This window comes from Rhodanobacter fulvus Jip2 (assembly GCF_000264315.1).
In the GTDB taxonomy this organism is placed as follows: Bacteria; Pseudomonadota; Gammaproteobacteria; order Xanthomonadales; family Rhodanobacteraceae; genus Rhodanobacter; species Rhodanobacter fulvus.
This window is the reverse complement of sequence record NZ_AJXU01000068.1, coordinates 1-11716: the sequence shown is the minus strand read 5'-3', so window position 1 is coordinate 11716 and position 11716 is coordinate 1. Positions and strand designations below refer to the sequence as shown.

The following is an 11716-nucleotide window of genomic DNA, read 5'->3' as shown; positions in this document are numbered from 1 at the left end:
AGCTCAGGCCTTGAGCAGCTCCGGCGTGGCCTGGGCGCCGATCGCGTCCACCATCGCCTTGGCCACGTGCAGGTTGCCGGCGATGATGTTGCCGCTGGCGGGGATGCCGTCACGGCCGGCGAAATCGCAGTAGCGTCCGCCCGCCTCGTGCACCAGCAGCACGCCGGCGGCCAGGTCCCACGGCTTCAGGCCGATCTCGAAGTAGCCGTCGTAGCGGCCGGCGGCCACATAGGCCAGGTCCAGCGCGGCGGAGCCGGAGCGGCGGATGTCCTCGGCCTGGCCCAGGATGGCGCGGGTCATGTCCAGTTGCGGCACCAGATGCTGGCGCTGGCGGAATGGGAAACCGGTGCCGATCATCGCGCCGCCCAGGTTCTCACGCTTGCCCACGCGCATGCGGCGGTCGTTGAGGTAGGCGCCGTCGCCCTTGCTGGCGGTGTACAGCTCGTCGCGCAGCGGGTCGAACACTACCGCATGGATCGGCACGCCTTTTTCAAGCAGCGCGATCGACACGCTGAAGTGCGGGATGCCGCGCAGGTAGTTGTGGGTGCCGTCCAGCGGGTCGATCACCCAGGTCAGCGGGCCCTTGCCGATGGCGCCGCTTTCCTCGGCCAGGATCGCGTGGTCGGGGTAGGCGCGGCGCAGTTCCTTGATGATTTCCGCCTCGGCCAGCTTGTCGACCTCGGAGACGAAATCCAGCTGCTGCTTCTCGACGACGTTGAGGCCGTCGATGCGGTTCATGTAGCGCAGGATGATGTTGCCTGCGGAACGCGCAGCGCGCGCCGCGATCGTGACGTGGGGTCGGGCCATGGGGTTTCGACTTTGGAAGAGAGCGGGGTTGCGACCGCGCATTCTAGCAGAGGCGCGATGGGGCAGCGGCGGGCGAGGGCGCGTGGCATATCGAAGACGGGAGGCTGGCGGCGGCCCTCCGCATTCGTGCCGCGTCGGGCTTCGCACTATGCTTGCAGGCTTTCTTTCACCGCCCGCACCCCATGACCGATACCCTCGACCTCGCCGCCCGCCTGCGCTTCGTACTGGTGCGCACCTCGCACCCGGGCAATATCGGCAGTGCCGCGCGGGCGATCCGCACGATGGGTTTCGAGCGGCTGGATCTGGTCCTGCCCGCGCGCTTCCCCGATCCCGACGCAACCGCACTGGCTGCCGGAGCCGACGCGGTACTGGATGCCGCCGGTATCCACCGCACGCTGGTCGAGGGCCTGGCCGGCAGCAACCTGGCATTGGGTTTGTCCGCACGCCGACGCGGGGTGAACCTGCCGGAAATCTCGCCGCGCGAGGCTGCCGCGCAGGCGCTGGCCGCCGCGGCGCGGGGTGAGCAGGTGGCAATGGTGTTCGGCAACGAACGCACCGGGCTGGAAAACGAGGAGCTGGCGCATTGTCACGCGATGGTGCGCATCCCCAGCGTGGATGATTTCAGCTCGCTCAACCTGTCGCAGGCAGTGCAGGTGATGGCCTACGAACTGCGCATCGCCATGCTGCAGGACACGCCGGCGCCCCCACCGCCGATGCACGACGAGCCGCCGGCCGACGCGACCCAGATGGAGCAGTTCTACGAGCATCTGGCGCAGACGCTGGACGACATCGATTTCCACAAGGGCCGCACGCCCACCACGATCATGTTGCGCTTGCGCAAATTGTTCCAGCGCGCGCAGATGGATGAGCGCGAGCTGCGCATGCTGCACGGGATATTGGCGGATGCGCAGCGGATGGCGGGGTTGGCTGGGGTGAAGAAGGGCTGAGAGCGGCCCCCTTCCGCCCTGTCGGGCACCTTCCCCCGTAAACGGGGGAAGGAAGTGATCGGACCCCTCGAAACAGCCAGCTCCCTTCCCCCGCTCGCGGGGAGGTGCCCGGCAGGGCGGATGGGGGAAGCCTTTGACCTTACTCGTCCTCCGACGCCTCGAACGTCGGCTCCAGCGTCACCAGCAGCTTGTCGATCCGCGCGCCGTCCAGGTCCACCACCTCGACGCGGATGCCGTGCCAGGTGAAGGTTTCGCCGGTTTGCGGGATGTGGCCCAGTGCGGCCATCACCATGCCGGCGGCGGTGCGGAAGTCGTGTTCGTCTTCGCCGGGCAGGTGGTTCAGTTGCAGCAGTTCGCGCAGGTCGTCGGTGGGCAGGCTGCCGTCGATCAGCCAGCTGCCGTCTTCGCGCTGCACGATCGGCGCATGGTCATCGCTGCCGCCGTGGCCGATCTGGCTGGCGCCCACCACGGCCGCCAGCAGGTCGTTGACGGTGACCACGCCCTCGATGTCGCCGTATTCGTCCACCACCAGCGCCAGCGGCGTCTCCGCGTCGCGGAATTCCTCCAGCAGATCCAGCGCACGCGCCGTGGCGGGCACGAACAGCGGTTTGGACAGGTGGCTGAACAACTCCGGGCGGCCCTGGGCGAAGCTGTACAGCAGGCGCTTGACCTCGACCACGCCCACCACGTCGCTTTCGTCGCCGCGATATACCGGATAGCGCGAGTAGGGTGTCTGGCGCAGCACTTCCACGTTTTCCTCGCGCGTGCCGGCGATATCCAGCCAGGCGATGCGCATGCGCGGGGTCATCACGCTGTCCACCGTGCGGTCGCCCAGGCGCAGCACGCGGTTGACCATGTTGTGTTCGTCGGCGTCCAGCACGCCCTGCTCGGCGCTTTCGGCCACCAGCAGGCGAATCTCCTCCTCGGTGACTACGCCGCGGCCTTGCTGGTTGATCCGCAGCATCCGCAGCAGCAGGTTGCTGGACACGTTCAGCAGCCACACGAACGGCGCCGTGAGGCGCGACAGCAGCAGCATCGGGAACGCCACGATGACGGAGACTTTCTCCGGTGCCGCCAGCGCCAGCCGCTTGGGCACCAGTTCGCCGATGACGATCTGGATGAACGAGATCAGCACGAAGCCCAGCACGATGCCGATGATGCGCGCATAGGGGAGCAGCCAGGCCACGTTGTCGCCGCGCAACGCGTTGGCGATGTGCGCGCCCAGCGCATCGCCGGCCACAGCGCCGGTGATCAGCATCACCAGGGTGATGCCCACCTGCACGGTCGACAGGAAATGCTCCGGCGATTCGGCATGGCGCAGCGCCAGGGCGGCGCCACGACTGGTTTTCGCCATCTGCTTGAAGCGGCCCTTGCGGGAGACGACCAGCGCCATCTCCGACAGCGCGAAGAAGCCGTTGCAGAGTGCCAGCACGAAGACGAACGCGATTTCGATCAGCATCGCGGCGGAGTTGGGGGCGGGGGCATGGGGCCAGTGTAAGGGCAGCGAGGCCCGCAGTTCACCTTTTGCGGGCGTAACCGGACGGGGCGTGTGTCCTGTAACATTCCGCCATCCCGCTTCCTCCAGGCAAGGCCGCATGTTTTCACTGCAGACGATTTTCGGCAAAGGCGACAAATTCTATGGCTTGCTCGAACAGAGCGCCGGCGCCGCCCATGAAAGTGCCAAGGCCCTGCACGACCTGCTAACCAATCCCGGCAAAGGCTCGGTGATGGCCGGTTTCACCGCCACCCGCGCCCGCGAAAAGGAACTGGCCGCGCAGATCAGCGAGGGCCTGGTGAACACCTTCGTCACCGCGCTGGATCGCGAGGATATCGAGGCGCTGAACTCGGCGCTGTACAAGATTCCCAAGACGGTGGAGAAGTTCGCCGAGCGCTTCGAGATCGTGGCCGATCGCCTGGATGGGGTGGATTTCGCCCAGCGCGCGCTGGTGCTGGAGCGCTCCAGCGCGGTGGTGGTGGAGATGATCGGCGAGCTGCGCCGCGGCCTGCGCATCGACCCGGTGAAGAAGCTGCAGGATCGCCTGCAGGCGCTGGAATCGGAAGGCGACCGCATGCTGCTGGCGCCGTACCGCACGCTGTATGTGGAGGGCGGCGACGTGATGCGCGCGGTGCTGGCCAAGGATCTGTTCGAGCTGATCGAGAAGGCGATCGACAAGTGCCGCGACGTGGGCAACATCGTCTATTCGATCGTGCTGAAGAACTCCTGAGGGGTTTCGCCGTGTCCCTTGCCCTGTTCTTCCGCTGGCGCGCGACCGCGACGACCACTTGCCCGCTTCACGCCGGATACCAGCCATGAGCCTGGTGATCGCGGTGGTGGTGATCGCGCTGGTCTTCACCTACATCAACGGTTTTCACGACACCGCCAATTCGATCGCCACCGTGGTGGCGACCAAGGTGCTGACGCCGGGGCAGGCCGTGCTGCTGGCGGCTGGCACCAACCTGATCGGCGCGCTGATGGGCACGGCCGTGGCCGCCACCATCGCCTCGGGCCTGATCAATGCCGGCGTGCTGGAGATGAGCTCGCAGATCCTGATCTGCGCGCTGCTGTCGGCGATCATCTGGAATCTCATCACCTGGTGGCTGGGCCTTCCGTCCAGCTCCAGCCATGCGCTGGTCGGCTCGCTGGTGGGTGCGGCGGTGGCGGCGGCAGACAACAATTTTTCGGCGGTGATCTGGGCGCAGAACGGCTTTGCGCGGGGCGAAGGCGTGATTCCCAAGGTCATCCTGCCGATGGTCTATTCGCCGCTCGCCGGTTTCATCCTCAGCTTTGTGTTGATGGGCGGGCTGTATGCGCTGCTGGCCTGGTTCGCCAACCGGCAGGGCTGGCTGCGCCGGTTTGGCCGCACGCCGTTCGTGAACTCGTTCTTCGGCAAGGCGCAGATCGTGTCGGCCAGCGCCATGGGCGTGGCACACGGCATGAACGACGCCCAGAAAAGCATGGGCATCATCGCGCTGGCTCTGGCCGGCGCCACCGCCGCACACCAGTTCGATCACTTGCCGGAATGGCTGGATTTCCTGCGCATCGACGGCGACCCCGCCGGTGGTTTCGCGATCCCCGTCTGGGTGAAAGTGGTCTCGGCGCTGACCATGGCCGCCGGTACCGCCGGCGGTGGCTGGCGGATCATCAAGACGCTGGGCCACAAGATGGTCAAGCTGCATCCGATCAACGGCTTCGCTGCGGAAACCGGCTCGGCCTTCGTGATTTTCGTGGCCTCGGCCTTCGGCATCCCGGTGTCGACCACGCACAACGTGTCGGCCTCGATCATGGGCGTGGGCGCGGCCAAGCGCTTCAACGCGATCCGCTGGTCGGTGGTGGAGCGGATGGTCTGGGCGTGGATCCTGACCCTGCCGATCACCGCGCTGCTGGCGTACGGCCTGGTGCTGGTGGCCCACGCGTTGTCCTGACGCTCCCAGGAGCTAGAGCGAATCGCTGTCGGCGGCGATCACCTGCTCCAGTTCGTCGCCCAGCGAGCCCAATTCGCTGATCAGCCGTTGCAGTTCGCCTTCGTCCAGCGTCTCGTACGGGCGGTTTTCGCACAGGTGCAGGTAGGGCGAGCCGTCGAGGTCGGTGACCGCAAGAAACCCCGTGCGCTGCAGCCAGTTGAAGCGCAGGCAGCGGTTGGGGTCGATACCCGCCAGCGGACCCACCGGGGTGGAAATGCGCAGGTAGCGGCGGCCGTCCTCGCCTTCCAGTTCCGCCAGGTAGATGCCCTGGTAGCGATCCTTCGCCAGCCCCAGGTCGAAGCTGATCAGGTAGGGATCGTTGTGGCGCAGCGCGTAGTGGCTGCCGATATGCGAACGCACGGCTTCGAAATGGCGCATGGAGGCTTCCGGGGTGGCGAGCGAACACTGGTACTCTGCCACGTCCCCCCGCTTGCGTCTTGTGAACCATGAGCGATGCCGCCCGCCGCATCTATGCCGCGATCGCCGCCATTCCGCCCGGCCGCGTGGCCAGTTATGGCGCCATCGCCGCCCGCGCCGGGCTGCCTGGGCGGGCGCGGCTGGTGGGCAAGCTGCTGGGCGAAACACCCGATGGACTGAAATTGCCGTGGTACCGCGTGCTTCGCGCCAGCGGCCAGATCGCGCTGCCGCGCGACAGCGACGGGTTTCGCGAACAATGCCAGCGATTGCGCGCCGAGGGCGTCGAGGTGAAAGGCGGCCGCGTGCCGCTGTCCCGCTTCGGCCTGGACGGCGACCTGGACCGGGCGCTGTGGGGCATGCCGGGGGATTGAGGGTTCCCGGACCTGATCGGCGCTGCGCGAAGCTTCATCCAACGCCGACAGCGTGAGGCGCTGTTGCCGCATTGACACGGCGGAACCGGTTCCACCAGCATCGAAAGTCCACATGCGGGGGAGGCCAGGGATGAGCCGGAACAAGCTGGGTTGGGTGTTGGCGTTGCTGTTGGCGGGGTTGGTCGGCGGCTGGTTTCTCTCCGGTTATCTGGTGCTGCTCCTGCTTGGCTTGCGCGATACGCCGCTGGCCTGGAACACCTGGTGGCAATACCTGCAGGCGATGGATCTGCCGGCGTTCGCGCCCTTCGCTTCCAGGATCAAGCTCAGCGGCGCCGTCGGTTTCGGCCTGCCGTTGCTGGCGTGGGCCGGTGCGCTGATTCCGTTGCTGAAGACCCAATCCGCCTCCCTGCACGGCGATGCCCGCTTCGCCACGCTGTCCGACCTGAAAAAGGCCGGGCTGCTCAAGCAAACCCCGCAAAGCATCCTCATCGGTTCGTACAAGGGGCGCTACTTGTGGCTGGGCGGCGCCCAGCACGTCATCACCATCAGCCCGACCCGCTCGGGCAAGACCACCAGCGTTGCCATCCCGGTGCTGCTCTCGTACCAGGAATCGATGGTGGTGCTCGACCTCAAGGGCGAGCTGTTCAAGGCCACCAGCGGCTGGCGCCAGGCGCAAGGCCACGCGATTCGCGTCTGGGCGCCGTACGACGAAGCGGGCAACACCCACCGCTTCAACCCGATGACGCCGCTGGCGGGGATGGATGCGGGCAAACGCATCGGCGAGATCCAGACCATCGCCGCCATCCTGTACCCGGACGAAGCCGGCAAGGACCCGTTCTGGACCGCGCAGAGCCGCGCCGCCTTCACCGCCTTCGCCTCGTTCCTGTTCGAGGGCTGGGATCACGGCTGCCGCAGCGGCCTGCCGGACATGCATCCCAACACCCACGAAGGCTTCCCCAGCTTCGAGCGCATCCTGCGCCTGTCCAGCGGCGCCGACGGCCAGGGCACCAGGGAAATGCTGCAGATCATCCTGAAGGATCCGCGCTACGCGTTCGTCAGCGCCCAGACCCGCACCGTGTTCGGCAACCTAGCCGGTCTGGCCGAGCAGACCTTCTCCTCCGTCCTCGCCACCATGCAGGCGCCGCTGCAGCAATTCCTCAGCCCCATCCTGGCCGCCGCCACCAACGCCACCGACATCGACGTGGCCAGCCTGCGCAAACGGCCGACCACGCTTTACGTGATCATCCCCACCAACAAGCTGGATGAAAGCAGCAAGCTGCTCAACATCTTCTTCAGCACGGTGATCGGCAGCAATCTCACGAAACAACTGGGCGAGGAGCCGCAGCTGAAACACCAGATGCTGATGTTGATGGACGAGTTCACCGCCATGGGCCGGGTGGACGTCTGGGCCAAGCGCATCTCGATCTCCGCCAGCTACGGCGTGCGCGACCTGTGCATCGTGCAGAGCCGCGCCCAGCTGCGCTCCGCCTACGGTGACGACGACGCGCAGAACTTCATTACCAACCACGGCGCCCAAATCGTGTTCGCCCCGCGCGAACAGAGTGACGCCAACGAATACAGCGAAATGCTCGGCTACAAGACCATCCGCAAGGAACACCGCAGCACCAGCCGCGGCCGCGGCACGAACCAGGTCTCGATCAACCACACCGACGAAAAGCGCGCCCTGTTCCTGCCCCAGGAAATCAAGGAGCTGCCTGCTGACGACGAGCTGATCTTCTACGAAGGCTGCAAGCCGATTCGCGCGAGGAAGAACTGGTACTTCAGGGACAAGCAGCTCAAGCAGCGGGCTGGCGTGGCGCCGGCGGTGATCAGGTATTCCGTGGCTTCCCCCGATCGGCCCACTGACCGGAAAACCGTTATCCGGCCGGAGAACGAACAAGAAGCGATGTGGCTGCAATGACGACGACCAGGTGCCTTCATCATGCATGCAACCTTTTCAGGAAGCCGCAAATGCCAAAGTTGATTGATGCATCCCCACGTAGTGCTGCTTGCGAAACTGGCTTGGAGGAGCAGGGTCATGCGATGCTGCAACGCCGCCGCGATGGGTTGTGCGCAGCATCACTCGTCGCGCTTCTCGGCATGTGTACGGCCCTTTTTGCCTCGGCAACGCATGCTGCGGAGGCCAACCCGCGGACCGGTACGCCTCCCTCCGCCGCCAGCTTCGACTGTGGCGGGGCAATGAATGCCATGGAAAAGCTCATCTGCAGTGATTTCCAGGTATCTGTACTGGATGGCGAGTTGCAACAGGCCTACAAGACGGCACTGGCGTCGACGGGTGCATCGGGCAAAAAGGCCCTTGCCGAAGAACAACGCAACTGGATCAGATATGCCCGCAGCACTTGCCTGGACACAACTTGCTTGCGCGAGGTCTACACCCACCGGATTGCGGTGTTGGCGCGCAATGAAAAATACATTGGAAACGATGAGCCCTATTGCACGAAGCCGAGCGGCTATCAAGGCAACGTCCAATGCGGTGTCAGCGTGCAGTTCCACCGGGACCCCAACGGCCACGTCGAGTCGTTCAATCAGTCCCTTGTCGAGAAAAAGCTGAGTGGTCGCATCATCGCTTGTCATCGACTGATGAGCTTATGGGAAGGAACGCATATTGGTCCTGGACGTGGTGAGCAGAGCGTTGGCGCCTATTGCACCCGGCAAGACGGCGCACAACGCCAGAACGTGGTGGTCTGTAGCGACGACATGATGGGTGATTTCCAGGTGCATCCAGTTTTTGCTGGAGAAATGTCCGATGCACACTTGATCGACTTCGCATACGGCTGCTCCGGTGGTTGATCGCCAACGCAGGGTCAAAAGGAATTTGCCATGTCGAATAGTGCCAACATCACCCGTGAGCAACTACGCGTCGTTCTGTTGGCAACCGAGCTTGGGGGCAAGGCTGGCGATGCCGGCCACTTTTCCTACGCGCAACTCGCCAACAGCTCATCCTCGTTTGGCGAGATGCAATTTGACGTTGGCGCCAATCCTGCTGCTCGGGACTTCCTGGCAGATAACGGGTTCGATGCCGCGGATATTGCCGCGCTGAGCAGGAACGAAAGGCTTGCGGAAAGGGATCAGGCAAGGCTGGATGCCAAATTGCAGGCGATTCCGCGGCTCTCGATGGATCAGTTCACAGGCCAGCAACTGGACGCCACCATAGGGCGTGTAGGCCGCATTCTTGAAAACGTTCGCGAATACAATCCAGTGGCTGCCGATGCCATCGTCAACAGTCCTGCTTTGCAACTAGGCATCGCCGATTACGCGAACCAGTTTTCCTCTCGACATGACGGCCAGCTTGCCGCCTTCCTGGCAGGCAATCCGGAGCGCGGCATGCAAGCAGGTAGCCCATCTGCCCTCGAGGATATGCAGGTTTTCATCGGCGCGACGGCGTATGGCCGTAACAAGGCCAATGCCCGTGGCATCGAGAGTCGCAAAGAAAGGCTTGAGGGAGCACTGTTCGAGCTAGGTCTACGTCCGACGCCAGTGGTAGGCGGCTTTCCGCCGAACGGCAGCGTCATACTCAAGGAATACACTCACGGTACGGCAGTGAGCAAGCTGCAAGCTCAGCTGATGGAGCTTGGTTATACGGACGCGAAGGGGCGGCTCTTGCAGCCGGATGGCGATTTCGGTCCGGTGACCCGGGCCGCGGTGGAAACGTTTCAGCGCGACCATGGCTTATTGCCCGATGGAAAAGTCGGATCGGTAACATGGGGTGCATTGCAAGCTGATGTTCAGCCACTGAAGGAGGATGATCCGGGCCTGCTGCCAGCGGTGTCGGCCATGTCCAACTTGCCCCCGGTCACGCCGAGCCTGGACGATCCGCGCAATGTCATGAGCCCCAACCACGCGTTGTACAGCACGCTGAAGGAGCGGATACCCGATGCGTCGGACAGCCGCTTGCTGCAATTCACCGCAGCCTGTCACGCGGGACAGATCAATGTCGAAAATCTGGATCGTATCGACTTCGACCGAACGGACGGGCGCATGACTTTTCGGACGTCGTGGCCACCCGTGCCGGCGACTTCAGTCGATCTGAAAATGCCGTCGCCCGCTCCGGAGCAATCCGTTCGGCATATCCATCAGTACGACCAGCAACAGGCGCAAATGCGCATTCAGATCAATGCTCGGGATGTTTCGGACACCCCGCAGTTGCTCCATGCACCCGTAGCGGGTGGACTGACGTACTGAGGGTTCGGAGGCAACAATCATGCATACAACGTGTTGGAGAACCCTGACGATGCCGCTTAGAACTGCCGCCGCGCTCTTTCTTGCCATCACCCTGACCACAGGATGCTCCGCCATGCACGGTGACCCCGAGAATCCCACGAAAAATCCCCATCCTATTAAACGTTATGAGGTCACGGCCACGGTGGATGCGCCAGGTCCATGGGACTTGGTAAAGGGCTATTTGCCGCTCCGAGTCGCTAACGTAGAGTGTGTTCCTGAGGACAAGCTGACTGGTGGACGGAATGTGCCTAATAAAGGCTACGATTTCAAAATGATTAGCGTGGACGAAAAGACATGGAGGGGATACTTCTATCGGGATGCTCAGCAGGACGAAGATTACTTTGGTTTGGGTGTTTGTCGCTGGGATGCTGTTAATGTTGGTGTGGTTTTTAAGGCACATAATGCCATATTTGGGGCGTCTGCAGTACTCGGTAAAAATGGCCCGCAAACGGATTATTTCCGGAAAAGTCCTTATGAGGATCGATCTTCATCTACGAATCATGTGCCGGCGTTTTCTTCCAACAACCCCTTGGTGATTCAGCAGCCCGAGGCATTCTTTTCGATCACGATTGTAGTGAAGGAAGCGACACCATGAGCTCCGATCCGGAGGTATGTGCTGCGGCTGCCAGTGATGCCTATACGAATCGCCCTGGCGGGGCGTCAAGTATGCCGACAGATGTTTACCTGAGCGGCCACAGATATGAAGTGTTTGACTATGAAGCCGATTCGAGCGGCTTCCATGGCACGGCTTACATCGATAGGGAGACCAATGAAATTATCGTTGCCTATCGCGGTACCGATCCAGACTTCAAGCATCACCCGCTTACTGCGGCTCGTGATATCGGCGCCGATTACACAATGGTCCGGGACCGGCTTAACCCCCAAGAGAAAGCGGCGCGCGATTTCACTGCAAGGGTTATCGATACTGCGAAAGCAAACGGAATCTCCCTTGACCATGTGACCCTCGTCGGTCATTCCTTGGGTGGTGCGCTCGTGGAAATCGAGTCGTCGAAATTCAACCTTCCGGGCATAACGTTCAACAGCTACGGTGCGGTGGACTTGGGTTACGGCTTGCCCGAGGGAGGCGACAGGGTTACCAACTACGTGATGGCCGGCGATCCAGTAAGTGCAGCCAGCCATCACCATGGCCAAATGGTGGCGCTGGCGAGTGATCAGGACGTCGAGCGCCTGCGCGGCGCGCGTTACCTCGATGCGCCAGCAGATGGGATTGCGCCGAATCCATTGTTAGCCATGAGCTTGGGCGATCACAGCATCACGTGGTTCATTGGACCGAATAGCGTGCTGAAGCCTGAGAACATGGCGCAAGCCATGCGGAATTACGCGCAAAGCAAGCCAGCCATCGACCATTTTCGAGGTGATGTGTACGACTCGCGCGCCGAATTGGCGTTGGCATTGAACATTACGGAACATCTGAATCTGGAGTCCACTTAGGATGCTCTGATCTATTCC

General features: G+C 63.1%; 12 protein-coding genes. 9 read left to right on the top strand and 3 right to left on the bottom strand.

Annotated features, from left to right (window positions below; genetic code table 11):
* Nucleotides 1-3: 3 nt before the first annotated feature.
* On the bottom strand, nucleotides 4-807 hold the full coding sequence (locus UU9_RS14820) for an inositol monophosphatase family protein (RefSeq protein ID WP_007082584.1): 804 nt from the start codon (nucleotides 805-807) through the stop codon (nucleotides 4-6).
* A gap of 182 nt (nucleotides 808-989) precedes the next feature.
* Between UU9_RS14820 and UU9_RS14815 the strand changes: the two genes are divergently transcribed.
* Nucleotides 990-1754: an RNA methyltransferase gene (locus tag UU9_RS14815; protein WP_007082583.1), complete on the top strand. Its 765-nt coding sequence runs from the start codon at nucleotides 990-992 to the stop codon at nucleotides 1752-1754.
* 139 nt (nucleotides 1755-1893) lie between these two features.
* Here UU9_RS14815 and UU9_RS14810 read toward each other — a convergent pair whose 3' ends face one another.
* Nucleotides 1894-3213: a hemolysin family protein gene (locus UU9_RS14810; RefSeq protein ID WP_007082582.1), complete on the bottom strand. Its 1320-nt coding sequence runs from the start codon at nucleotides 3211-3213 to the stop codon at nucleotides 1894-1896.
* 136 nt (nucleotides 3214-3349) lie between these two features.
* Here UU9_RS14810 and UU9_RS14805 point away from each other — a divergent pair, with 136 nt between their 5' ends.
* Nucleotides 3350-3979, top strand: a complete 630-nt coding sequence (locus UU9_RS14805) for a DUF47 domain-containing protein (RefSeq protein ID WP_007082581.1) — start codon at nucleotides 3350-3352, stop codon at nucleotides 3977-3979.
* An 85-nt stretch (nucleotides 3980-4064) separates the two neighbouring features.
* Nucleotides 4065-5177 carry an inorganic phosphate transporter gene (locus UU9_RS14800; RefSeq protein WP_007082580.1) on the top strand — a complete coding sequence of 371 codons (1113 nt, stop codon included), beginning with the start codon at nucleotides 4065-4067 and terminating at the stop codon, nucleotides 5175-5177.
* A gap of 12 nt (nucleotides 5178-5189) precedes the next feature.
* Here UU9_RS14800 and UU9_RS14795 read toward each other — a convergent pair whose 3' ends face one another.
* A complete protein-coding gene (locus tag UU9_RS14795; protein WP_007082579.1) occupies nucleotides 5190-5594 on the bottom strand; it encodes a hypothetical protein in 405 nt (134 codons plus the stop codon).
* Between the two features lie 68 nt (nucleotides 5595-5662).
* Between UU9_RS14795 and UU9_RS14790 the strand changes: the two genes are divergently transcribed.
* The 6 genes from UU9_RS14790 to UU9_RS18080 all read left to right on the top strand — a co-directional run bounded on the left by UU9_RS14790 (nucleotide 5663) and on the right by UU9_RS18080 (nucleotide 11698).
* Nucleotides 5663-6004: an MGMT family protein gene (locus UU9_RS14790; protein ID WP_007082578.1), complete on the top strand. Its 342-nt coding sequence runs from the start codon at nucleotides 5663-5665 to the stop codon at nucleotides 6002-6004.
* A gap of 130 nt (nucleotides 6005-6134) precedes the next feature.
* Nucleotides 6135-7925: a type IV secretory system conjugative DNA transfer family protein gene (locus UU9_RS14785; protein ID WP_007082577.1), complete on the top strand. Its 1791-nt coding sequence runs from the start codon at nucleotides 6135-6137 to the stop codon at nucleotides 7923-7925.
* Between the two features lie 50 nt (nucleotides 7926-7975).
* A complete protein-coding gene (locus tag UU9_RS14780; RefSeq protein ID WP_202799834.1) occupies nucleotides 7976-8815 on the top strand; it encodes a lysozyme inhibitor LprI family protein in 840 nt (279 codons plus the stop codon).
* Between the two features lie 30 nt (nucleotides 8816-8845).
* Complete coding sequence (locus tag UU9_RS14775; RefSeq protein ID WP_007082575.1) at nucleotides 8846-10207, top strand: peptidoglycan-binding domain-containing protein; 1362 nt, start codon at nucleotides 8846-8848, stop codon at nucleotides 10205-10207.
* A gap of 112 nt (nucleotides 10208-10319) precedes the next feature.
* Nucleotides 10320-10841 carry a hypothetical protein gene (locus UU9_RS18085; protein ID WP_156804320.1) on the top strand — a complete coding sequence of 174 codons (522 nt, stop codon included), beginning with the start codon at nucleotides 10320-10322 and terminating at the stop codon, nucleotides 10839-10841.
* Nucleotides 10838-11698 carry a Tle-like phospholipase domain-containing protein gene (locus UU9_RS18080; RefSeq protein WP_156804319.1) on the top strand — a complete coding sequence of 287 codons (861 nt, stop codon included), beginning with the start codon at nucleotides 10838-10840 and terminating at the stop codon, nucleotides 11696-11698. The genes UU9_RS18085 and UU9_RS18080 overlap by 4 nt, the downstream gene beginning before the upstream one ends.
* Nucleotides 11699-11716 lie beyond the last annotated feature (18 nt).

What these genes read in the sequence shown, in the direction of transcription:
- UU9_RS14820 (WP_007082584.1), bottom strand. Translation starts at nt 807, where the DNA reads ATGGCCCGACCCCACGTCACGATCGCGGCGCGCGCTGCGCGTTCCGCA.
- UU9_RS14815 (WP_007082583.1), top strand. Translation starts at nt 990, where the DNA reads ATGACCGATACCCTCGACCTCGCCGCCCGCCTGCGCTTCGTACTGGTG.
- UU9_RS14810 (WP_007082582.1), bottom strand. Translation starts at nt 3,213, where the DNA reads ATGCTGATCGAAATCGCGTTCGTCTTCGTGCTGGCACTCTGCAACGGC.
- UU9_RS14805 (WP_007082581.1), top strand. Translation starts at nt 3,350, where the DNA reads ATGTTTTCACTGCAGACGATTTTCGGCAAAGGCGACAAATTCTATGGC.
- UU9_RS14800 (WP_007082580.1), top strand. Translation starts at nt 4,065, where the DNA reads ATGAGCCTGGTGATCGCGGTGGTGGTGATCGCGCTGGTCTTCACCTAC.
- UU9_RS14795 (WP_007082579.1), bottom strand. Translation starts at nt 5,594, where the DNA reads ATGCGCCATTTCGAAGCCGTGCGTTCGCATATCGGCAGCCACTACGCG.
- UU9_RS14790 (WP_007082578.1), top strand. Translation starts at nt 5,663, where the DNA reads ATGAGCGATGCCGCCCGCCGCATCTATGCCGCGATCGCCGCCATTCCG.
- UU9_RS14785 (WP_007082577.1), top strand. Translation starts at nt 6,135, where the DNA reads ATGAGCCGGAACAAGCTGGGTTGGGTGTTGGCGTTGCTGTTGGCGGGG.
- UU9_RS14780 (WP_202799834.1), top strand. Translation starts at nt 7,976, where the DNA reads ATGCCAAAGTTGATTGATGCATCCCCACGTAGTGCTGCTTGCGAAACT.
- UU9_RS14775 (WP_007082575.1), top strand. Translation starts at nt 8,846, where the DNA reads ATGTCGAATAGTGCCAACATCACCCGTGAGCAACTACGCGTCGTTCTG.
- UU9_RS18085 (WP_156804320.1), top strand. Translation starts at nt 10,320, where the DNA reads ATGCACGGTGACCCCGAGAATCCCACGAAAAATCCCCATCCTATTAAA.
- UU9_RS18080 (WP_156804319.1), top strand. Translation starts at nt 10,838, where the DNA reads ATGAGCTCCGATCCGGAGGTATGTGCTGCGGCTGCCAGTGATGCCTAT.